Annotated in this window: 18 protein-coding genes; 15 read left to right on the forward strand and 3 right to left on the reverse strand. The window is 60.5% G+C overall.

Annotation, left to right across the window (positions count from 1 at the left end):
* Positions 1-14 precede the first annotated feature (14 nt).
* The 6 genes from PMI36_RS13235 to PMI36_RS13210 all read left to right on the forward strand — a co-directional run bounded on the left by PMI36_RS13235 (position 15) and on the right by PMI36_RS13210 (position 5,494).
* Positions 15-959, forward strand: a complete 945-nt coding sequence (locus PMI36_RS13235; protein WP_008072521.1) for a choline ABC transporter substrate-binding protein — start codon at positions 15-17, stop codon at positions 957-959.
* Positions 960-1,034: 75 nt separating this feature from the next.
* Entirely contained in the window at positions 1,035-1,922 is an 888-nt protein-coding gene (locus PMI36_RS13230; RefSeq protein ID WP_008072522.1) for a 3-keto-5-aminohexanoate cleavage protein, read from the forward strand.
* 138 nt (positions 1,923-2,060) lie between these two features.
* Positions 2,061-3,026, forward strand: coding sequence for an L-carnitine dehydrogenase (locus PMI36_RS13225; RefSeq protein ID WP_008072523.1), 966 nt, complete (start codon positions 2,061-2,063; stop codon positions 3,024-3,026).
* 164 nt (positions 3,027-3,190) lie between these two features.
* Complete coding sequence (locus PMI36_RS13220; protein WP_008072524.1) at positions 3,191-3,667, forward strand: thioesterase family protein; 477 nt, start codon at positions 3,191-3,193, stop codon at positions 3,665-3,667.
* Positions 3,668-3,680: 13 nt separating this feature from the next.
* A complete protein-coding gene (locus PMI36_RS13215) occupies positions 3,681-4,844 on the forward strand; it encodes a gamma-butyrobetaine dioxygenase (protein ID WP_008072525.1) in 1,164 nt (387 codons plus the stop codon).
* A 386-nt stretch (positions 4,845-5,230) separates the two neighbouring features.
* A complete protein-coding gene (locus PMI36_RS13210) occupies positions 5,231-5,494 on the forward strand; it encodes a hypothetical protein (RefSeq protein ID WP_007907528.1) in 264 nt (87 codons plus the stop codon).
* A gap of 105 nt (positions 5,495-5,599) precedes the next feature.
* Here the strand turns inward: PMI36_RS13210 and PMI36_RS13205 are convergent, their stop codons facing one another.
* Both PMI36_RS13205 and PMI36_RS13200 read right to left on the reverse strand, forming a co-directional pair.
* A complete protein-coding gene (locus tag PMI36_RS13205; protein WP_008072536.1) occupies positions 5,600-6,703 on the reverse strand; it encodes a GlxA family transcriptional regulator in 1,104 nt (367 codons plus the stop codon).
* Positions 6,704-7,236: 533 nt separating this feature from the next.
* Entirely contained in the window at positions 7,237-8,613 is a 1,377-nt protein-coding gene (locus PMI36_RS13200) for an L-serine ammonia-lyase (RefSeq protein WP_008072542.1), read from the reverse strand.
* Positions 8,614-9,050: 437 nt separating this feature from the next.
* Here PMI36_RS13200 and PMI36_RS13195 point away from each other — a divergent pair, with 437 nt between their 5' ends.
* The 3 genes from PMI36_RS13195 to choV all read left to right on the forward strand — a co-directional run bounded on the left by PMI36_RS13195 (position 9,051) and on the right by choV (position 12,084).
* On the forward strand, positions 9,051-9,998 hold the full coding sequence (locus PMI36_RS13195; RefSeq protein WP_008072543.1) for a choline ABC transporter substrate-binding protein: 948 nt from the start codon (positions 9,051-9,053) through the stop codon (positions 9,996-9,998).
* 65 nt (positions 9,999-10,063) lie between these two features.
* Positions 10,064-10,909, forward strand: a complete 846-nt coding sequence (gene choW / locus PMI36_RS13190) for a choline ABC transporter permease subunit (protein WP_007907521.1) — start codon at positions 10,064-10,066, stop codon at positions 10,907-10,909.
* On the forward strand, positions 10,906-12,084 hold the full coding sequence (gene choV / locus PMI36_RS13185) for a choline ABC transporter ATP-binding protein (RefSeq protein ID WP_008072544.1): 1,179 nt from the start codon (positions 10,906-10,908) through the stop codon (positions 12,082-12,084). Before choW ends, choV begins: the two co-directional genes overlap by 4 nt.
* A 212-nt stretch (positions 12,085-12,296) precedes the next feature.
* Here choV and PMI36_RS13180 read toward each other — a convergent pair whose 3' ends face one another.
* On the reverse strand, positions 12,297-14,246 hold the full coding sequence (locus PMI36_RS13180; RefSeq protein ID WP_229768770.1) for a BCCT family transporter: 1,950 nt from the start codon (positions 14,244-14,246) through the stop codon (positions 12,297-12,299).
* A gap of 379 nt (positions 14,247-14,625) precedes the next feature.
* Between PMI36_RS13180 and betI the strand changes: the two genes are divergently transcribed.
* The 6 genes from betI to mdtD all read left to right on the forward strand — a co-directional run bounded on the left by betI (position 14,626) and on the right by mdtD (position 23,369).
* Positions 14,626-15,219 carry a transcriptional regulator BetI gene (gene betI / locus PMI36_RS13175; RefSeq protein ID WP_008072545.1) on the forward strand — a complete coding sequence of 198 codons (594 nt, stop codon included), beginning with the start codon at positions 14,626-14,628 and terminating at the stop codon, positions 15,217-15,219.
* Positions 15,220-15,329: 110 nt separating this feature from the next.
* On the forward strand, positions 15,330-16,802 hold the full coding sequence (betB, locus tag PMI36_RS13170) for a betaine-aldehyde dehydrogenase (protein ID WP_008072546.1): 1,473 nt from the start codon (positions 15,330-15,332) through the stop codon (positions 16,800-16,802).
* Positions 16,803-16,972: 170 nt separating this feature from the next.
* Positions 16,973-18,676, forward strand: a complete 1,704-nt coding sequence (betA, locus tag PMI36_RS13165) for a choline dehydrogenase (RefSeq protein ID WP_007907490.1) — start codon at positions 16,973-16,975, stop codon at positions 18,674-18,676.
* Positions 18,677-18,959: 283 nt separating this feature from the next.
* Positions 18,960-20,402 (forward strand): TldD/PmbA family protein, encoded by a 1,443-nt coding sequence (locus tag PMI36_RS13160; RefSeq protein ID WP_008072547.1) that lies wholly within the window; start codon positions 18,960-18,962, stop codon positions 20,400-20,402.
* Complete coding sequence (locus PMI36_RS13155) at positions 20,402-21,751, forward strand: TldD/PmbA family protein (protein ID WP_008072548.1); 1,350 nt, start codon at positions 20,402-20,404, stop codon at positions 21,749-21,751. The genes PMI36_RS13160 and PMI36_RS13155 overlap by 1 nt, the downstream gene beginning before the upstream one ends.
* Positions 21,752-21,941: 190 nt before the next feature.
* Entirely contained in the window at positions 21,942-23,369 is a 1,428-nt protein-coding gene (gene mdtD, locus PMI36_RS13150) for a multidrug transporter subunit MdtD (RefSeq protein ID WP_008072549.1), read from the forward strand.
* Positions 23,370-23,410: the final 41 nt, after the last annotated feature.

Raw genomic sequence — 23,410 nt, forward strand, 5'->3', positions numbered from 1 at the left:
CCGAGGAACCCGACATGAAACGACTGATCAGCAGCTGTGTTCTTGCACTCAGCGGTACCGCTTTCTTGAGCGCCAGCGTCATGGCGGCCGAACCCGCGTCGTGCCAGAACGTGCGCATGGGCGTAGTGAACTGGACCGACGTGATCGCCACCAGCGCCATGACCCAGGTGTTGCTCGACGGCCTCGGCTACAACACCAAACAGACCAGCGCCTCCCAGCAAATCATCTTCGCCGGCATTCGCGACCAGCGCCTGGACGTGTTCCTCGGTTACTGGAACCCGCTGATGACCCAGACCATCACCCCATTCGTCGATGCCAAGCAGGTCAAAGTGCTTGAAGCGCCAAGCCTCAAGGATGCTCGCGCCACCCTCGCCGTCCCGACTTACCTCGCCGACAAAGGCCTGAAAACCTTCGCCGACATCGCCAAATTCGAAAAAGAACTGGGCGGCAAGATTTACGGCATCGAGCCTGGCTCGGGCGCCAACACCCAGATCAAGGCGATGATCGCCAAGAACCAGTTTGGCCTGGGCAAGTTCCAGCTGGTCGAGTCCAGCGAGGCCGGCATGCTTGCGGCGGTGGATCGCGCCGTGCGGCGCAAGGAAGCTGTGGTGTTCTTCGGCTGGGCCCCGCACCCGATGAACGTCAACGTGCAAATGACTTATCTCACTGGCAGCGAAGACGCCCTCGGCCCGAACGAAGGCATGGCCACCGTCTGGACGGTCACCGCGCCGAAATACGCCGAGCAATGCCCGAACATTGGTCGTTTGCTGAGCAACCTGACCTACACCGCCGAAGACGAGAGCCGGATGATGCAGCCATTGCTGGATCACAAGGACGCTTTCGAATCGGCCAAGCAATGGCTGAAAGATCACCCGCAAGACAAGCAACGCTGGCTCGAAGGCGTGACCACCTTCGACGGCAAACCGGCTGCTGAAAACCTCAAGCTGACCAGCAAATAACCCTGATTTGAACCACCGATTCGCAGCCCGACAGGGCTGCGAACCTGACTAATCACGCCTGCAAGGAACCACCCAATGAACCACGACGTCATCATCACCTGCGCACTCACCGGTGCTGGCGACACGACCGCCAGAAGCCCACACGTGCCGGTCACCCCGAAACAAATCGCCGCAGCCGCCGTGGAAGCCGCCAAGGCTGGCGCCACCGTGGTCCACTGCCACGTTCGCGACCCGCAAACCGGCAAGTTCAGCCGTGACGTGGCGCTGTACCGCGAAGTGATGGAGCGCATCCGCGAGGCCGACGTCGACATCATCGTCAACCTCACCGCCGGCATGGGCGGTGACCTGGAAATCGGCGCGGGCGAGAACCCGATGGAGTTCGGCCCGAACACCGACCTGGTCGGCCCGCTGACCCGTCTGGCCCACGTCGAAGAACTGCTGCCGGAAATCTGCACGCTCGATTGCGGCACCCTGAACTTTGGCGATGGCGACACCATTTACGTGTCCACCCCGGCCCAGCTACGCGCTGGTGCCAAACGCATTCAAGAGCTGGGCGTTAAGCCTGAGCTGGAAATCTTCGACACCGGCCACCTGTGGTTCGCCAAGCAGATGATCAAGGAAGGCCTGCTGGATAACCCGTTGTTCCAGCTGTGCCTGGGCATCCCGTGGGGCGCGCCGGCCGACACCACCACCATGAAAGCCATGGTCGACAACCTGCCGGCCGACGCGGTCTGGGCCGGGTTTGGCATCGGTCGCATGCAGATGCCGATGGCGGCGCAAGCGGTGTTGCTGGGTGGCAACGTGCGGGTCGGTCTGGAAGACAACCTGTGGCTGGACAAGGGCGTATTGGCGACCAACGGCCAATTGGTCGAACGCGCCAGCGAAATCCTCAGCCGCCTCGGCGCCCGCGTTCTGACGCCGGCTGAAGGCCGGGCAAAAATGGGCCTGACCCAGCGCGGTTAACCGAACTTACACCTTACCTGTGGGAGCGGGCTTGCTCGCGAAGAGGCCGTCACATCCGACATCTCTGTCGACTGACACTCCGCTTTCGCGAGCAAGCCCGCTCCCACAAGGGATCACCGAACTCTTTAGGACGTCGCCATGAGCTTTATCACTGATATCAAAACCTTCGCCGCTCTGGGCAGCGGTGTCATCGGCAGCGGCTGGGTGTCCCGCGCCCTCGCCCACGGCCTCGACGTAGTGGCCTGGGATCCGGCGCCCGGTGCCGAAGCGGCCCTGCGCAAGCGCGTCGCCAATGCTTGGGGCGCGCTGGAGAAGCAAGGCCTGGCACCCGGCGCGTCGCAAGATCGTCTGCGCTTTGTCGCCACTATCGAAGAATGCGTTCGCGACGCAGATTTCATTCAGGAAAGTGCTCCCGAACGACTGGACCTGAAACTGGAACTGCATAGCAAAATCAGCGCGGCGGCCAAGCCCAATGCCTTGATCGGCTCCAGCACTTCGGGACTGTTGCCAAGCGAGTTTTACGAGAGTTCGACACACCCGGAACGCTGCGTGGTCGGGCATCCGTTCAACCCGGTTTACCTGCTGCCGTTGGTGGAAGTGGTCGGTGGCAAGAATACCGCGCCGCAAGCGGTTCAAGCGGCAATGAAAGTCTATGAATCCTTAGGGATGCGCCCGCTGCATGTGCGCAAGGAAGTACCCGGTTTTATCGCCGACCGTTTGCTCGAAGCGCTGTGGCGTGAGGCGCTGCATCTGGTTAACGACGGTGTGGCGACCACCGGTGAAATCGACGATGCGATTCGTTTTGGCGCGGGCCTGCGCTGGTCGTTCATGGGTACTTTCCTGACTTACACCCTGGCGGGTGGCGACGCAGGCATGCGGCACTTCATGGCGCAGTTCGGGCCAGCGTTGCAGTTGCCCTGGACCTATCTGCCGGCACCGGAGCTGACCGACAAATTGATTGATGATGTGGTGGATGGCACCAGCGAGCAGTTGGGCAAGCACAGCATCTCGGCGCTGGAGCGCTATCGTGATGATTGCTTGCTGGCAGTGCTGGAGGCGGTGAAGACCACCAAAGAGAAGCATGGAATGGCGTTTAGCGAGTAACCCCAGGCTTATGGGCCAGCAGGTCTGGCCCCTTCGCGAGCAAGCCCGCTCCCACAGTGATTTGAGGTGTGAATACAATCTATGTCACCCAGCAGATCCCCTGTGGGAGCGGGCTTGCTCGCGAAGACGGCAGTCCAGTCACCACTCATGTTGGAACCTACACCATGCCCACCCTCACCACCTACCAAACCAAAATCATCCCCGACTGGGTCGACTACAACGGCCACCTGCGCGATGCCTTCTATCTGCTGATTTTCAGCTACGCCACCGACGCGCTGATGGATCGACTGGGCATGGACAGCAACAACCGCGAAGCCAGCGGCAATTCGCTGTTCACCCTCGAGTTGCACCTCAACTACCTGCACGAAGTGAAGCTCGATGCCGATGTCGAGGTGCATACCCAGATCATCGGCCATGACCGCAAGCGCCTGCACCTCTACCACAGCCTGCATCTGGTGGGCGGTGACAAGGAGCTGGCGGGCAATGAACAAATGCTGCTGCACGTCGACCTGGCCGGGCCGCGATCCGCACCGTTCAGCGAAGAAACCTTGAACAAGCTGCAAGCCATTGTCGCCGAGCAAGCCGACCTGCCCGCCCCCGCCTTCATCGGCCGAGTGATCGCTTTACCGCCCGAAAAATAACAAGGAGCTCGTCATGAACACCGCCGCCGCTTTTGCCGATTTCCGCACCTTCCCGTTGATCAGCGCGTTGACCGCCGTGCACACCCTGGCGGACCGAATTCAAGTGCAGTGGGCGGACGGTCGGGTCAGCCCTTTTCATCATCAATGGCTACGGGACAACTGCCCGTGCCCGCAGTGCGTCTACACGGTGACTCGCGAGCAAGTGCTGGAAATCGTCGATGTCGCGGAAAATCTGATCCCCGACAGCGCTCGAATCGATGCCGAAGGTTGTCTGTATGTCGATTGGCAGGACGGCCATCTCAGCCGCTTCGACCCGGGCTGGCTGCGAGCTCACGCCTATGACGACGAGTCCCGCGCCGAACGCCGGGCCGCCAAACCGAAAAGCAAGCTGTGGGACAGCCAGCTGAAGTTGCCGGTGTTCGACTATCAAGCGTTGATGGACGACAACGATGCCTTGCTGCAATGGCTGCTGGCCGTGCGCGACATCGGCCTGACCCAGGTTCGTGGCGTACCGACTGAGCCGGGCTCGCTGAAGCTGATCGCCCAACGGATTTCGTTCATCCGCGAGAGCAATTTCGGCGTGCTGTTCAACGTGCAATCCAGGGCCGACGCCGACAGCAATGCCTACACCGCTTTCAACCTGCCGCTGCACAGCGATCTGCCCACTCGGGAGCTGCAACCGGGGCTGCAGTTTCTGCATTGCCTGGTCAATGACGCCGACGGTGGCGAGAGCATTTTCGTCGACGGTTTTGCCATCGCCCAAGCCTTGCGCCAGGAAGATCCCGAGGCATTTCAAGCCTTGTGTGAAATCCCCGTGGAGTTCCGCAACAAGGACCGCCACAGCGACTACCGCTGCCTGGCGCCGATCATCGCCCTGGATGCTTTCGGGCAGGTGTCGGAAATCCGTATGGCAAACTTTCTGCGCGGGCCGTTCGATGCTTCAGTCGAGCAGATGCCCAAGCTGTATCGCGCTTACCGTCGCTTCATTGCGATGACCCGCGAGGCGCGCTTCCGGGTGATGACGCGGCTCAAACCCGGTGAGCTGTGGTGCTTCGATAACCGCCGCACCCTGCACGCCCGCAACGCTTTCGACCCCGCTACCGGCGCCCGGCATTTCCAGGGGTGTTATGTCGACCGGGATGAATTGCTGTCGCGGATTTTGGTGTTGCAACGCTAGACCGCGTCATCGTTCTTCGCGAGCAAGCCCGCTCCCACATTCGACCGCATTCTCCTGGGAGGACGCGGACAAATGTGGGAGCGGGCTTGCTCGCGAAGGCGTCCGCACAGACACCACACTTCACTGATTCACAGGCAAAAAAAACCCCGATCAAGCCGTGACAGGATCGGAGCTGAGGAGGGTACTGTTGAGGAGCTGTTGCGCGAGGGTGACCAAACCTTCGTGAAGCCAGCTGAATCCAGTGTGCCCATTCCCATGCATGGCAAGTTAGCCGAAAACGACATGTTCATAGCCAATGCGGCCATTGCGACAAATCGTCCTTGCCGCCATCCCCAGCCCCTACCAGAATCGAGCCACGACACCGTTCCCTGAAGAAGGATTGCGTCATGATGCACGCCGATTTGATTGACCAGGAAGACCTGTTGGGCCAACTAAAATCGTTGGGTTTTCAAGTACCGAGCGGCTCCACAGCCGAGCAGGCTTGCGAGTGTGCCGTGCGAGGCTTGAACGATGAGCGGGCGATGACGCTGCGCACTATGGTGAAGCAGATGTACACCAGCAGCGCGACCATCCTGCCGGCCGTGCGCCAGGCGATCGACAAGCAATTGCTGCCGGCGTTGGCGGCGTATCAGCAAAGCCGTAGCGCCTGATAGATCGCCTTCGCGAGCAAGCCCGCTCCCACATTCGACCGCGTTCCCCTGAGAGAGCTCGGTCGAATGTGGGAGCGGGCTTGCTCGCGAATGGAGCGCCTCGGTTTAGAGCCTTACGCTCGCAAACGTCGACTCATTGCGCGCCTGACTCAACGCCGACAGCGGCCCGGACAACGGCGACAATACCAAGGCTTGCGGCAGCGGCATCATCGCCACTTGTTGCGTGGTGTTGGAACCCACGCGCTCGTCACGCGGCGGAATGCCGAAATATTCGCGGTAGCACTTGGAGAAGTGCGGCGTGGACACGAAACCACATACCGACGCCACTTCGATGATCGACATCGGCGTTTGCTTGAGCAGTTGCCGAGCGCGGATCAGGCGCAGTTTCAGGTAGTAACGCGACGGCGAGCAGTGCAGGTATTTCTGGAACAACCGCTCCAGCTGACGACGCGAAACAGCGACGTACACCGCCAGTTCGTCGAGGTCGATCGGCTCTTCGAGGTTGGCTTCCATCAACGCCACGATTTCCTGAAGCTTTGGCTGGTTGGTGCCGAGCATGTGCTTGAGCGGCACGCGCTGGTGATCCTGCTCGTTGCGGATGCGCTCGTAGACAAACATTTCCGAGATCGCGGCCGACAGTTCACGACCGTGATCGCGGCTGATCAGGTGCAGCATCATGTCCAGAGGCGCGGTGCCGCCGGAGCTGGTGAAACGGTTACGGTCGAGGGTGAACAGCCGGGTGCTCATGGCCACCCGCGGGAAAGCTTCCTGCATCGACGCCAGGCATTCCCAGTGCACGCTGCAATCGAAACCGTCCAGCAGGCCCGCGCAAGCCAGGGCCCAGCTGCCGGTGCAGACCGCGCCGAGACGACGGTGCTGACGCGCCTGGCTTTGCAGCCACGACACGTGTTCACGGGTAACAGTACGCTGAATACCGATGCCGCCGCAGACAATGACAGTGTCCAGGGGAGGCGCTTTGTGCATGGAGGCGTCGGGGGTGATTTGCAGTCCGTCACTGGCCCAGACCTGACCGCCATCGACGGTGAGTGTGGTCCAGCGATACAGCTCGCGGCCGGACAATTGGTTGGCCATGCGCAGAGGTTCTACTGCAGAGGCCAGAGAAATAAGCGTGAAATTGTCCAGCAGCAAAAAGCCGATGGATTGAGGCGCACGGTTCTGGGGTTGGGCCCCGGAGTTGAACGTCGTCATCGCGGTATCTCCTCACACAAAGCGGGTGATGGCCTCAGGCGGAGGCTCTTTTTATTGCCATCGTTCTCGCGTGGGAGACGGGCTTTGTAATGACAGAGCAATTGCCATGCCTAAAATTGAATGCGTGTTCAATAACTCCTGAAAACGACGTCGCGATGCGTCTAGATATGGCGCGCAGAGATAAGAGGTCATAAGTGCCATTAGAGGCCGCAAACCCGCTACCCCGTTGCCTGTGAGCAAATCGGTAGCACTTGTGGGAACAGGGCTGCGACGCTCCAGGGGAGAGTGTCACCGCAAGCACAGGTGACGGACGGTCAGGCTTGAATTGGATCCCTGACTGGGGGAGACAGGCTTACCTGTTTGCGACGCGCTAAAAGGTTGCGCGGTTTTGGTGCGGGTGTTCACTTGGTGCGCAGTTTTGACTGGTCTGGCCCCTTCGCGAGCAAGCCCGCTCCCACATTTAATCAGCGTCGTGCACAAATCCAATGTGGGAGCGGGCTTGCTCGCGAAGCAGGCGACTCGGTATTACTGATTCAACACTCAACCGCGCTAACCGCTAACCCACCGCGCGATGTCTCTTTATATTTGTCGTGCATGTCGGCACCGGTATCACGCATGGTGCGGATCACCCGGTCCAGCGAGATAAAGTGCTGACCGTCACCCCGCAGCGCCATCTGCGCCGCGTTGATCGCTTTCACCGCGGCAATCGCATTGCGCTCGATGCACGGCACTTGCACCAGGCCACCCACTGGGTCGCAGGTCAGGCCCAAGTTATGTTCCAGGCCGATTTCCGCCGCGTTGCACAGTTGCTCCGGTGTGGCACCGAGAATCTCCGCCAACCCGGCCGCCGCCATGGCGCAGGCCGAACCGACTTCACCCTGGCAACCGACTTCGGCACCGGAGATCGAGGCGTTTTTCTTGCACAGAATCCCCACCGCCGCGGCACTGAGGAAGTAATCGACCACGTTGGCGTCGGTCACTGCCTCGCTGAACTTCATGAAGTAGTGCAACACCGCCGGAATGATCCCCGCCGCGCCGTTGGTCGGCGCCGTAACCATGCGCCCGCCCGCAGCGTTTTCTTCGTTGACCGCCAGGGCGAACAGGTTGACCCACTCCATAGCGCTCAAGGTCGAGCCGATCACGTTGGGCTTGTTCAACTCTTGCAGGCTGCGGTGCAATTTGGCCGCGCGACGACGCACATTCAGGCCACCGGGCAAGATGCCTTCGTGCTTGAGGCCTTGCTCCACGCAATCTTGCATCGCCCGCCAGAGTTTCATCAGGCCGGCGCGAATTTCCTCTTCGCTGCGCCAGACTTTCTCGTTGGCCATCATCAACTCTGCAACGCGCAGGTTGTGCTGCTTGCAGAGACTGAGCAGCTCGACGGCACTGGAGAAGTCGTAAGGCAGCACGGTGCTATCCAGATCCACCACGCCGCTGGAAGCCTGTGCCTCATCGACGACAAAACCGCCGCCGATGGAATAGTAGGTGTCGCGATGCAGCTCGCCGTGATCGCCTTCGGCAACCAGGGTCATGGCATTGGGATGGAACGGCAGATTCTCGTCGATCAGGCGCATGTCCCGGGCCCAGATGAACGGGACCGACAAGCGACCGTCGAGCAATAGCGTGTCGGTTTCACGCAGGGCCGCGATGCGGATGCCGATTTGCGACGGATCGATCGCATCCGGCCATTCGCCCATCAACCCCATGATCACCGCGTTGTCGCTGCCGTGACCGATGCCGGTGGCCGAAAGCGAACCATAAAGCTGAACTTCAACGCGCCGCACCTGCTCCAAAAGTCCCTGTTCACGCAAACCTTGCACGAACAGCGCCGCGGCGCGCATGGGCCCCACGGTGTGCGAACTGGAAGGGCCGATGCCGATTTTGAACAAGTCGAAAACGCTGATAGCCATTACTGCTGAACTCCTGGATGTGCCTGCTCCAGGCGCAAAAGCGCCCAGTGACGGAGCTGCTACGCTCAAGCTGCAATCCGCCGAGATGGCCGCATCATCAGGCTTTTGTCATGTCGCTCAACGTCTCACACCGACGCACTCATGCCCGCTAGCGCCGCAGGCCGCTTACGCAGTGTTTTCGCCGTTTTTTTGCGGATCAGCGGGGCAAAACGGGCTGAAAAAAGCTGTAAACGACGTTACCGACACTGGATGCGACCATCCCTGTACTGGTTACGACGCACCCTGTAGGCGTCAGATTTTCACTGGTACATGATCGTATCGACTCGATTGCAAGGCGCCGTGGTAGAGCTGTCTCCAAAACGCCATCCAACCGCAACAGATAAGTGCGGTGGTCCAGTCGGAACACTGCCAAAAAAAACACCAAGGAGTCGCCCCTTATGAAAGGTTCCCCGTCGTTGTTGTTGGCCGCCATGCTGAGTCTGCCGTTTCTGGCTCAAGCCGCAGAACCGGCCCAATGCAGCACCGTAAACTTCTCCGATGTCGGCTGGACGGACATTACCGTCACTACCGCCACCACCAGCGTCGTTCTCGATGCCCTGGGCTACAAGACCAAGACCACGATGATTTCCGTGCCGGTGACCTACAAGTCCCTGGCCGACGGCAAGAATATGGACGTGTTCCTCGGTAACTGGATGCCGACCATGGAAAACGACATCAAGGCCTACCGCGATGCCGGCACCGTGGACACCCTGCGCGCTAATCTGGAAAACGCAAAATACACACTCGCCGTCCCCGAAGAGTTGTATAACAAAGGTCTGAAAGATTTCGCCGACATCGCCAAGTTCAAGAAAGAACTCGACGGCAAGATCTATGGCATCGAACCGGGTAACGACGGCAACCGCCTGATCCAGAGCATGATCGACAAGAACGCCTTCGGCCTGAAAGACGCCGGCTTCAAGGTGGTCGAGTCCAGCGAGGCAGGCATGCTCTCGCAAGTCGATCGCGCCCAGCGCCGCAACACCGCCGTGGTGTTCCTGGGCTGGGAACCGCACCCGATGAACACACGATTCAAGATGAAGTACCTGACTGGCGGCGACGAATACTTCGGCCCGAACTTCGGCCAGGCGACCATCTACACCAACACCCGCAAGGGTTACGCACAGGAATGCAGCAACGTGGGTCAGCTGCTGAAAAACCTGGTGTTTACCCTCGACATGGAAAGCACGCTGATGGGCAACGTCCTGGACGACAAAATGAAGCCTGACGCGGCCGCCAAGGCCTGGCTGAAAAAGAATCCACAGGTGCTCGACACCTGGCTTGCTGGCGTGACCACCATTGACGGTAAACCTGGCCTGGAGGCCGTGAAAGCCAAGCTTGCGCAGTAATGCTTACGCCGGGCGAGTTCGCTCGCCCGGGCTGTTTATTCCCTTGCATGCGGACGTTCACTACCATGCTGATTGATCAGAAAATACCTTTAGGCCAGTACATCGCGGGCTTCGTTGAATGGTTGACGCAAAACGGCGCCAGCACCTTCGACGCAATCGCCGTGTCACTGGAAACGATGATCCACGGCGTGACTTTTGCGCTGACCTGGTTCAACCCGCTGGCATTGATCGGCCTCATAGCGCTACTGGCACACTTCATTCAACGCAAATGGGGCCTGACCGTTTTCGTCATTGCCTCCTTTCTGCTGATCCTCAATCTGGGGTACTGGCAGGAAACCATGGAAACCCTCGCCCAGGTGTTGTTCGCCACCCTGGTGTGCGTGCTGATCGGCGTGCCGTTGGGCATCGTCGCCGCGCACAAACCGATGTTCTACACAGTGATGCGGCCGGTGCTCGATCTGATGCAGACCGTGCCGACCTTCGTGTACCTCATTCCTACCCTGACCCTCTTCGGTCTGGGTGTGGTCCCGGGTCTGATCTCGACGGTGGTGTTCGCGATTGCCGCGCCCATCCGCCTGACCTACCTGGGTATCCGCGATGTTCCGGACGAACTGATGGACGCCGGCAAGGCCTTTGGCTGCTCGCGCCGTCAGCTGCTCTCGCGAATTGAACTGCCCCACGCCATGCCAAGCATCGCGGCCGGTATCACCCAGTGCATCATGCTGTCGTTGTCGATGGTGGTGATTGCGGCACTGGTGGGCGCCGATGGCCTGGGCAAACCCGTGGTCAACGCACTGAACACTGCTGATATCGCCCTGGGCTTCGAAGCAGGCCTGGCGATCGTACTGCTGGCGATCATGCTCGACCGTATCTGCAAACAACCCGACGCTAAAGTAGGGGGTGACGCATGAGCATTATTCGCTTCGAAGACGTGGACGTGATCTTCTCCAAAGACCCGCGCGAGGCGCTCAAACTCCTCGACCAGGGCATGACCCGCAACGAGATTCTGAAAAAGACCGGGCAAATCGTCGGTGTCGAAAAGGCCAGCCTGGACATCGAAAAAGGTGAAATCTGCGTACTGATGGGCCTGTCCGGCTCCGGCAAGTCCAGCCTGCTGCGTTGCATCAACGGCCTCAACACCGTCAGCCGTGGCAAGTTGTTCGTCGAGCACGAAGGCAAGCAGATCGACATCGCCTCGTGCACGCCGGCGGAACTGAAAATGATGCGCACCAAGCGCATCGCGATGGTGTTCCAGAAGTTCGCCCTGATGCCTTGGCTGACGGTGCGCGAGAACATCAGCTTCGGTCTGGAAATGCAGGGCCGGCCGGAGAAGGAACGGAAAAAACTGGTCGATGAAAAACTCGAACTGGTAGGCCTGACCCAGTGGCGCAACAAGAAACCCAATGAGCTCTCCGGTGGTATGCAACAGCGTGTGGGCCTGGCCCGAGCGCTGGCGATGGACGCCGACATTCTGCTGATGGACGAACCGTTCTCGGCCCTCGACCCGCTGATTCGCCAAGGTCTGCAAGACGAACTGCTGGAGCTGCAACGCAAACTGAGCAAGACCATCGTTTTCGTGAGTCACGACCTCGATGAGGCCCTGAAGCTCGGCAGCCGTATCGCCATCATGAAAGACGGCCGGATCATCCAGTACAGCAAACCGGAAGAAATCGTGCTCAACCCTGCGGACGATTACGTGCGCACCTTCGTCGCCCACACCAACCCGCTGAACGTATTGTGCGGTCGCAGCCTGATGCGCACCCTGGACAACTGCAAACGCATCAACGGTTCGGTGTGCCTGGATCCTGGCGGCGATTCGTGGCTGGACCTGGCCGAAGGCAATACCATCAAAGGCGCACGCCAGAACGGCTCGAGCCTGGACCTGCAGAACTGGATACCAGGGCAAGCGGTTGAAGGTTTGGGCCGTCGGCCAACATTGGTGGATTCCAATATCGGCATGCGCGATGCGTTGCAGATTCGTTACCAGACCGGCAATAAGCTGGTGCTGCACGACAACAACAAGGTTGTCGGGATTCTCGGTGACAGCGAGCTGTACCACGCGCTGCTCGGCAAGAACCTGGGGTAAGAAGCAGCAGACACAAAAACGCCGCGAGAGATCGCGGCGTTTTTGTTTATGGGATATCGGGGCATGCAGCTTTGCGGTTGATGGCCCCTTCGCGAGCAAGCCCGCTCCCACATTCGACCGCATGTCCCTGATAGAACTCGGTTACCTGTGGGAGCGGGCTTGCTCGCGAAGAATATGACGCGGTGTCACTGGAACACCGCGCCACTCACTCCTTAGCTGTAAACCCGGCCAAGCAACTGCCGATGGCTTTCAAACTGATCGAGCACATCACGGGTGATCTGATCCTGAGTGAAGCCCATCAGGTCGTAATCCTGGCTGCCGTTGTGCAGGTACACCTCGGCGCGGTAGTAACGTGCGCGCGGTTCATCGGCACTTTCGGCCGACACCGTGTCACTCGCCGCCGCCAGATAACCATCCAGGCTCACTTCGTAGACAAAAGGGTTGCCCTCTTCCATCTCGATCCGCACGCCCATGCAGCGCTTGGCCTTGCCCAGCAACGTCTGCACATCCAGGCCCTGAGCACGCAATTGCACAGCCGCGTCTTCCAGCGCCGGGCTGACGCGCTTGTCCATGAAACGCTGAACGATCGACTGGTTCGGTTGCAGATCCAGCTGGGTCAGACGCTCGCTGAAACCACGACGACCACGCGCCGCCAGCTCCGCTTGCTCCTGTTCGATTTGCACGTCCTGGCGCATGGCCTTGTGCAAGCCAAACATGAAGAACACCAGCACCACCGAGAACGGCAGCCCCGCCAGCACCACCATGGTTTGCATGGCTTCGAAGTTACCGGCGAACAACAGACCGATGGTCACCAGGGTGATCACTGCCGACCAGAAAATCCGCAGCCAGTGCGGCGCATCTTCGTCAACATTGCCGCCCTTGCAGGAAAGGTTGGCCATCATCACCGCGCCGGAATCCGCCGGGGTCAGGAACAGCACGAAGCCGACAAAAATCGACACGCCGATCACGATCTTCGACGCCGGGTAATGCTCAAGCAACTGGTAGATCGCCATCGACGGCTGTTCCAGCGCCGTCTTCCCGAGTTCCACCGCCCCATGGTTCATCACCAGGTCCAGGGCCGAGTTACCGAAGATCGACAGCCATGCCAGGGTGAAGCCCAGCGGAATCAGCAACACGCCGGCCACCAACTCACGCACCGTGCGACCACGGGAAATACGCGCGATGAACATGCCGACGAATGGGGCCCAGGAAATCCACCAGGCCCAGTAGAACAGGGTCCACAGGCCCAACCAGCGGTCGGACTTCTCACTGTCGCCTTCATACACATAGAGGTCGAACGTCTTCAGCACCACGCCGTTCAGGTAGTCGCCGATGTTCTGCACAAAGCCGTTGAGCAGGTGCAGGGTCGGGCCGAACAGCAGCACGAAAATCAGCAGACCGCTGAACAACACGATGTTCAGGTTGGACAGGCGGCGAATACCGTTTTCCACGCCAGACACAGCGGCGATGGTCGCCACGGTGCTCATCACGATGATCACGATCAGCAGGTTGGTGTTGCTGTGCTCCATGCCGAACAGGTTTTCCAGCCCCGACGATACTTGCAGCGAACCGATCCCCAGGTTCGTCACCAGCCCCAGCAGGGTCACGAACATGCCGAAGCCGTCCACCGCATGACCGGCGGCGCCTTTGACCCAACGCTCGCCGACCAGCGGATACAGCGCCGACCGCAACGCCAGCGGCTGGTTATGACGGTAAGCAAAGTACGCCACGGCCAGGCCGACCAGTGCGTAGATCGCCCAGCCATGCAGGCCCCAATGCAGGAATGTCAGTTGCACCGCCTGACGGGCCGCAAGGTTGCTGCCGGCCACGCCTTCCGGCGGATTGAAATAGTGGTCCAGCGGCTCGGAAGCGCCAAAGTAAAGCAGCGAGATGCCGATGCCCGACGAGAACAGCATCCCCGCCCAGGCGCCATAGCTGAAATCAGGGGTGTCGTCCTTGCTGCCCAGCTTGAGTTTGCCGTAGGACGAAAACGCCAGGCCAACCACAAAAACCAGGTAGGCGGCGATCACCACCATGTAGTACCAGCCGAAGCTGCGGGACAACCAGGCCTGGGCAATGCCGAGCATTCTGCCGGCCTCTTGCGGGGCGATGATCAGAATGGCGGTCAATAGCAGAATCAACGCGGTAGAGGTGTAAAACACCCAACCGTTGACCGTCACCTTCTCGGGTGGGGTCTTTATTAGAGAGGCAGAACTCATGGCACAGATGCTCCAGGCAGTGCGAGAGAAAAACACAAGGCAACGCGTTACCCGACCATTCGGTTAGTTGGCAGCCGACCAGCGGGTGATATAAAGACAGCCCGAAAAAAGCCCGAAACCCCTGAACGCCTGAGCGTGTGGGTTTCGAGCATTTTCAGATGTCGTTTTTCCGCCAACTACGTGTAGGAAAAACCTGTAGGCAGCGACGAATTGTCGCAGATCTTATTCTTTGTTGATTGAACGTTCAATCAAAACAAAATAGACTGGCCTTCAATCCGATAGACGTTTTACGTCCGCCGGAAGGCCTAAGGAGATGTGCAAGATGCCCAAGGTCGGTATGCAACCCATCCGCCGCCAGCAATTGATCGAAGCCACGCTACAGGCTGTCGACAAGGTCGGCATGGGGGACGCCAGCATTGCGCTGATCGCCCGTTTGGCCGGTGTCTCGAATGGCATCATCAGTCACTACTTTCAGGACAAGAACGGCCTGATCGCCGCCACGGCGCAGTATCTGATGAGTGTCCTCAGCGAGAACGTCACCGCGCGCCGTCAGGCGCTGGAGGACACCAGCCCACGGGCTCACCTTCAGGTGATTATCGAAGGCAACTTCGACGCCAGCCAGGTCAATGGCCCGGCAATGAAAACCTGGCTGGCCTTCTGGGCCACCAGCATGCACCACCCGTCTTTGCACAGGTTGCAGCGGATCAACGATCACCGTCTGTATTCCAACCTGTGCTGCCAGTTCCGCCGTGTATTGCCGCTCGATGACGCGCGCAGTGCAGCTCGAGGTCTGGCAGCTCTCATCGACGGTTTGTGGTTGCGCGGCGCGCTGTCGGGAGATGCTTTCGACACCGGGCAGGCGCACCAGATCGCTTACGAATACATGGATTTCCAACTGGCCAAGCAGGTGAGTTAGAGCACACATAAAACCGCTCAGCCCCTGAACCGCCACTGACCAGCGTCGCCCAGGCTACACGGCACGCCCAGTGGTCAACGCCAACCACTTAATGCACTTGCGAGGACACTATGGCCCGTTTCGAACTGCAAAAACTCTACATCGACGGCGGTTACACCGACGCCAGCAGCGACGCCACCTTCGAAGCCATCAACCCGGCTAACGGTGAAGTCCTCGCAACCGTACAACGTGCAACCAAGGAAGACGTTGAGCGTGCAGTGGTCAGCGCCGAAAAGGGTCAGAAAATCTGGGCTGCAATGACCGCCATGGAGCGTTCGCGCATCCTGCGTCGCGCCGTCGACATCCTGCGCGAGCGCAACGATGAGCTGGCCGCCCTGGAAACCCTGGACACCGGCAAGGCGTACTCCGAAACCCGTTACGTCGACATCGTCACTGGCGCTGACGTGCTGGAATATTACGCAGGTCTGGTACCGGCCATCGAAGGCGAGCAGATTCCACTGCGCACCACCTCTTTCGTCTACACCCGTCGCGAGCCGCTGGGCATCGTGGCCGGTATCGGCGCGTGGAACTACCCGATCCAGATCGCCCTGTGGAAATCCGCGCCAGCCCTGGCGGCCGGTAACGCGATGATCTTCAAGCCAAGCGAAGTCACCTCGCTGACTACCTTGAAACTGGCCGAGATCTACACCGAAGCAGGCCTGCCAGCCGGCGTGTTCAACGTTCTGACCGGCAGTGGCCGTGAAGTCGGCACCTGGCTGACCGAGCACCCACGCATCGAAAAAATTTCCTTCACCGGCGGCACCGACACCGGCAAGAAGGTGATGGCCAGCGCTTCCGCCTCGTCGCTCAAAGACGTGACCATGGAACTGGGCGGCAAATCCCCGCTGATCATTTTCGACGACGCCGACCTCGATCGCGCCGCCGACACCGCGATGATGGCCAACTTCTACAGCTCCGGTCAGGTCTGCACCAACGGCACTCGCGTGTTCGTGCCGAGCCACCTGAAAGCTGCGTTCGAAGCCAAGATCGTTGAGCGCGTTGCCCGCATTCGCGTCGGTAACCCACAAGACGAAAACACCAACTTCGGCCCGCTGGTCAGCTTCGCCCACATGGAAAGCGTGCTGGGTTACATCGCCAAAGGTAAGGAAGAAGGCGCCCGCCTGCTGTGCGGTGGCGATCGTCTGACCGACGGCGAATTCGCCAAAGGCGCATTCGTGGCACCGACCGTGTTCACCGACTGCACCGACGAGATGACCATCGTTCGCGAAGAAATCTTCGGCCCGGTGATGAGCATCCTGACGTACGAAACCGAAGAAGAAGTGATCCGTCGCGCCAACGACACCGAGTTCGGCCTGGCCGCTGGTGTCGTCACCAAAGACCTGAACCGCGCTCACCGTGTGATCCATCAACTGGAAGCCGGTATCTGCTGGATCAACGCCTGGGGCGAGTCCGACGCCAAGATGCCGGTCGGCGGCTACAAGCAGTCGGGTGTGGGTCGTGAGAACGGCATCAGCTCGCTGAACAACTTCACACGCATCAAATCGGTACAGGTCGAACTGGGCGATTACGCCTCGGTTTTCTAAGGCGGTATTTGCTTCGCCTGCGAGATCGCTATCGCAGGCAAGCCAGCTCCCACAGGTTTGGCGCCGTTCGCCAAATCTGCGGTGCCCCCGATCCCTGTGGGAGCGTGGCTTGCCCGCGATCGAGTGCGAAGCACTCGCCGACCTGACCAACTTCAAAGAGGGTGCATTCAATGTCCCAAGAATTCGATTACATCATCATCGGTGCCGGCTCGGCCGGTAACACCCTGGCGACCCGTCTGACTGAAGACGAAGGCGTCACCGTCCTGCTGCTCGAAGCAGGCGGCCCGGATTACCGTCTCGACTTCCGCACGCAAATGCCGGCCGCCCTGGCGTTCCCGCTGCAAGGTCGTCGCTACAACTGGGCCTACGAAACCGATCCAGAACCACACATGGACGGTCGCCGGATGGAATGCGGTCGCGGCAAGGGCCTGGGTGGTTCTTCGCTGATCAACGGCATGTGCTACATCCGTGGTAACGCCATGGACTACGACAACTGGTCGAAACTGCCCGGTCTGGAAGACTGGACCTACCTCGACTGCCTGCCGTATTTCCGCAAGGCGGAAACCCGTGACATCGGCCCGAACGACTACCACGGTGGCGACGGTCCGGTCAGCGTGACCACACCGAAAGCCGGCAACAACCCGCTGTTCCACGCGATGGTTGAAGCCGGCGTGCAAGCCGGTTACCCACGCACCGAAGACCTCAACGGCTACCAGCAAGAAGGTTTCGGCCCGATGGACCGCACCGTGACGCCGAACGGCCGTCGCGCCAGCACCGCTCGCGGCTACCTGGACGTCGCCAAGAAGCGTTCGACCCTGACCATCGTCACCCATGCCCTGACCGACAAGATCCTGTTCGAAGGCAAGCGTGCGGTCGGCGTGCGTTACCTGATCGGCGCCGCTGAAGAGCGCGTTGAAGCCCGCGCCCGCAAAGAAGTACTGCTGTGCTCCGGCGCCATCGCTTCGCCGCAGATTCTGCAACGCTCCGGCGTCGGCCCGGCCGAACTGCTGAAGAAACTCGACATCCCGGTGGTCCACGACCTGCCAGGCGTTGGTGAAAACCTGCAGGATCACCTTGAGCTGTACCTGCAATACGCGTGCACCCAACCGGTCTCGCTGTACCCGTCGCTGCTGCTGCACAACCAGCCGGCCATCGGTGCCGAGTGGCTGTTCAACGGCACCGGTATCGGCGCCAGCAACCAGTTCGAAGCCGGCGGCTTCATCCGCACCCGTCCGGAATTCGATTGGCCGAACATTCAGTACCACTTCCTGCCGGTGGCGATTAACTACAACGGCAGTAACGGTGTGAAAGAGCACGGTTTCCAGGCGCACATGGGCTCCATGCGTTCGCCAAGCCGTGGTCGCATCCAGGCCAAGTCCAAGGATCCGCGCGAGTACCCGAGCATCCTGTTCAACTACATGGCCACCGAGCAGGACTGGCAGGAATTCCGCGATGGCATCCGCCTGACCCGTGAAATCATGCAGCAACCAGCGCTGGACGCCTTCCGTGGCCGCGAAATCAGCCCGGGCATCGACGTGCAAACCGATGAACAGCTGGACAAGTTCATCCGCGAACACGCCGAAACCGCGTTCCACCCGTCCTGCTCGTGCAAGATGGGTACCGACGAGATGGCCGTGGTCGATGGCGAAGGTCGTGTGCATGGCATGCAGGCTCTGCGTGTGGTCGATGCCTCGATCATGCCGATCATCACCACCGGCAACCTGAACGCACCAACGATCATGATGGCCGAGAAAATCGCCGACAAGATCCGCGGTCGCAAGCCATTGCCGCGTAGCAAGGCTGCCTACTTCGTGGCCGGCGATGCGCCGGTGCGTGGCAAGCCGTTGCGGGATGTGAGCCTGACTGCTCAGTAAGGCGTAATACCGAGGCGCGGCCTTCGCGAGCAAGCCCGCTCCCACATTTGATCTCTGGTGTTCACAAAATTTGTGTTCACTACCGATCCAATGTGGGAGCGGGCTTGCTCGCGAAGGGGCCCCACCAAACAGTACATAACTTCCTGACTCACCCGGCGTAACCCCTTCCTACACCGCTATGCCCTTGATCCTCCCCCCATGCAGGCCTAATCTAGCGCCACGCAAACGTTTCATCCCCTCGCAATACCGATACATCGCAACTCCATACCAAGGAGGTTCCCGAATGTTCGATTTCCACCCCCAGCTCAAGCAGCGCTTCGCTGCCTTGCGCACGGGCGCTGAATTCTTTTCGCTGCGTTATGTGCGCGAGTCCGGCCAGTACCTGTCGGTGCGCAAGAACGTCGCCGAACCGCCGAGCCTGAGCCGCGACGAAGGCGCGATGCTGACCGTTCGGGTCAACGGCGTCGAAGCCTATGCCGCCACCAACGACCTGTCCCAATCCGGCCTGCAAGCCGCGCTGGAGAAAGCTGAGCAGCAAGCCCGTCGACTCAAGCCTCACGCCCTGCTCGACCTGCGCGAGCAAGCCGTTTCCAGCGACCGCGCCGACTATTTCTCACCCAACTTCGACCAGCCCTTCCCGTCCCTGAGCGATTGCTACCAGTTGCTCGGTGCCGAATCTGCCGCCGTGCCCAAGGACGAGCGACTGGTGAACTGGCAGGCGAGCATCGGCATCACCAACGTCGAGCAAATCTACCTCAACAGTGCCGGTGCCGAATTGCGTCAGGCCCAGCGTTTCGTCTACCCGAGCGTGGACGTCACCGCCTACGACGGCAGCGACAGCCAGACCCGTAGCCTGGGCCGCGAGAACTTCGGCCAGCAGGGCGGCTTTGATGTGATCAGCCGTTGCGGCCTGATCGGTGCCGGCCCGAAAGTCGCCGATCAGGCGCTGCAATTGCTCCTGGCGCCAAACACCCCGCAAGGCCCGCGCGACTTGCTGCTGATGCCCGACCAGATGATGCTGCAGATCCACGAGTCCATCGGTCACCCGCTGGAACTGGACCGCATCCTGGGCGATGAGCGCAATTACGCCGGCACCAGTTTCGTCAAGGCAGAAGACTTCGGCAGCCTGCAATACGGCTCCGAACTGCTCAACGTCACGTTCGACCCGGACATCCCCGAGCAACTCGCCAGCTACGGCCATGACGACGACGGCAGCGCTGCCAGCAAGCAATTCCTGATTAAAGAAGGTTTGTTGCTGCGTCCGCTCGGTGGTGCGCTGTCGCAATTCCGTGCTGGCATGGATGGCGTTGCCAACAGCCGCGCCTGCGGCTGGAACCGTCCACCAATCGACCGCATGGCCAACCTCAACATCGAGCCCGGCGATCAGCCGCTGGAGCAGTTGATCGGCAATATCGAGCACGGCATTTTGATGAGCACCAACCGTTCGTGGTCCATCGATGACGCGCGCAACAAATTCCAGTTCGGTTGCGAATGGGGTCAGTTGATCGAAAACGGCGAACTCAAAGGCGTGGTGAAGAACCCGAACTACCGGGCGATTTCCGCACAATTCTGGAAAAGCCTCAGCGCCGTCGGCGATGCCAACACCGTCAAAGTGCTGGGCACGCCGAACTGCGGCAAGGGCGAACCGAACCAGGTGATCCGCGTCGGTCACGCGTCGCCGGCCTGTGTGTTCAGCAATGTGGATGTGTTTGGGGGAGATGCCTGATGAGTACTGCCACGAGCACTTCAAATAGCCAGGCCGAGTCGTTCAAGACCCTGGTCAACTGGTTGCGCGATGCGCTGCGCACACCGGAGCAATTCACCCTCAGCTACGCCGCCGAGTCGTCGGCTTTCGTGCGTTTCAACCACGCCAAGGTCCGTCAGGCCGGGCAGGTGCAGCAAGCGAGTGTCGGGTTCAAATTGATTAACGAGGGTCGTCATGCCGATCTGAATATCACCCTGTCGGGCGACCACGAAGTTGATCTTCAGCGTCTGGCCGAAGGTCTGCAACAGTTGCGCGAAACCTTGCCACTGTTGCCTCAGGACCCGTACCTGCAGCTCAATCATAACGACTGGCAGAGCAACAACGTGCAGGAGCATCCGCTGCCGGACACCGAGCAAGTGGTCGCTGAAATCACCCAGGCTGCCGAGGGCCTGGACCTGGTCGGTTTCTATGCCGCCGGGCCGATCAGTCGCGGTTTCGCCAGTTCCTCGGGCGCGTTCGGCTGGCATCAGGCCAACAGCTTCAACTTCGATTTCAGCCTGTTTCATGAAAACGGTCAGGCGGTGAAAGCCAGCTATGCCGGACACGACTGGAGCAGCGAAGGCTTTGCCAGGCGCTTCCAGCAGGCCCGCGAGCAATTGGCGTTTCTGGGTCGGCCATTGCGCACGCTGCCGCCCGGCGAATACCGCGCCTACCTGGCGCCGGCAGCGCTGGAAGAAATCATGGGCATGCTGAGCTGGGGCGGGTTTTCGGCCCAGGCGATTGCCAGCAAACAGAGCCCGTTGCAGAAGTTCTACGCCAGCGAAGCCTGCTTCAGCCCCAACGTATGGTTGAGTGAGCAGGTCAGCGGTTCCTTGAGCCCGGCGTTTTCCGACGAAGGTTATCCCCGCGATGACCTGGGGTTGATCGCCAAAGGCATGGCCAATGCCCGACTGATCAACTCCCGCAGCGCTGCCGAATACGACCTCACTGCCAACGGCGCGAGCAGCCATGAATACCCGACGGCGCTGGTCATGCAAGGCGGCAATCTGGAGCAGGCGGACATCCTCAAGCGCCTCGGCACCGGGCTCTACATCAGTAACCTGTGGTACCTGAACTACTCGGACCAACCGGCGGCGCGCCTGACCGGCATGACGCGATTTGCGACCTTCTGGGTCGAGAACGGCGAGATTCAGGCACCGGTCAGCACCATGCGGTTTGATGACAGCGTCTACAGCCTGCTCGGTTCGCAGCTGGAAGCGTTGACCGAGGAGCGTGAATTGCTGCTTTCGGCCAGCACCTACAGTCAGCGAGCGACTGCTTCGGCACTGTTGCCGGGCGCGCTCGTCAGCCGACTTACGTTGACGCTGTAAACACAAAACCTGTGGCGAGGGAGCTTGCTCCCGCTGGGCTGCGAAGCGGCCCTCTAGATCGGCAAACGCGTTCTATCAGACATACCGCATTCGCCGGACTTACGACTGCTGCGCAGCCGAACGGGAGCAAGCTACCTCGCCACAGGGTTCAACGTCGACCATGAATCTGCATTAACCCACAAGAGGTCCCATGCCCAACCGCCCACCTCTCGACGCCGTCACCGCCCGCTGGGTACCGTGGGTTGTGGCCATTGCCTTCTTCATGCAGTCCCTCGACGGGACGATCCTCAACACCGCCCTCCCCGCCATGGCCCGGGACCTGGCCGAAGACCCGCTGCGCATGCAGGGCGTCATCATCGCCTACATGCTCACCGTCGCCTTACTGATCCCCGCCTCCGGCTGGATCGCCGATCGCTTCGGCACCCGGAAAATCTTCTTCGGCGCGATCCTCCTGTTCAGCTTCGGCTCATTGCTTTGCGCCTTGTCCAGCACCCTGAGCATGCTCATCGGCGCGCGGGTGATCCAGGGCCTCGGTGGTGCGTTGATGTTGCCGGTCGGGCGTTTGGTGGTGCTGCGCGCGTATCCGCGCTCGGAGCTGGTGCGGATCATGGGGTTCATTACCATTCCCGGCCTGCTCGGCCCGCTGATCGGCCCGACCATGGGCGGCTGGATGGTGCAATACCTGACCTGGCACTGGATCTTCCTGATCAACCTGCCGGTGGGCGTCCTCGGTTGCTACGCGGTGTGGAAATTCATCCCTGACCTGCGCGGCAGCGAACGCACGCGCTTTGATAGCCTGGGTTTTTTGCTGTTCGGCGCGGCGATGGTATTGATCACCATCGCCATGGAAGGCCTCGGCGAACTGCACCTGCCGCACTTGCGGGTAATGTTGCTGCTGTTTGGCGGCATGGCCTGTCTGGCGGCGTATTGGCTGCGGGCCGGGCACATCGACAATCCGTTGTTTGCGCCCTCGCTGTTCAAGACCCGAACCTTCGCCGTGGGCATTCTCGGCAACCTGTTCGCTCGCCTCGGCAGCGGCGCCCTGCCCTTTCTGGTGCCGTTGCTGCTGCAAGTGGCGCTGGGTTATTCGCCGTCACAGGCAGGGATGAGCATGCTGCCCCTGGCCGCGGCCGCGATGGTCGCCAAGTCGGTGGCGCGGCCGCTGATCGAACGCTTCGGCTACCGCACCGTGCTGACCGGCAACACACTGGCGCTGGGAATCATGCTGGCCAGCATGGGCCTGGTCAGCGAGCAGACGCCGTATTGGCTGCTGCTGGCTCAGTTGGCGATTCTGGGGGCGATCAACTCCTTGCAGTTCACCGCGATGAACACCGTCACCCTGATCGACCTCGACGACGCCAGCGCCAGCAGCGGCAACAGTTTGCTGTCGGTGGTCGCGCAATTGTCCCTGAGCCTCGGAGTGGCCTGCGCCGGCGCCCTGCTCGGTGGCTTCACGGCAGAGATCGGTAATGACGGCGTGGACACGGTTCTGGGCGCGTTCCAGCTGACGTTTGTGACGGTCGGAATCATGGCGATGCTGGCTGCAACGATCTTCTCGCAGCTTTCACCCAAGGATGGCCGACGGATGGTCAGCCGCGAGCACGATATCGAGCACTGACCCTACGACTTCTCGTCCGGAAACTTCAGGCGAATGGCCAT

This window comes from Pseudomonas sp. GM79, assembly GCF_000282495.1.
Taxonomy (GTDB): Bacteria; Pseudomonadota; Gammaproteobacteria; order Pseudomonadales; family Pseudomonadaceae; genus Aquipseudomonas.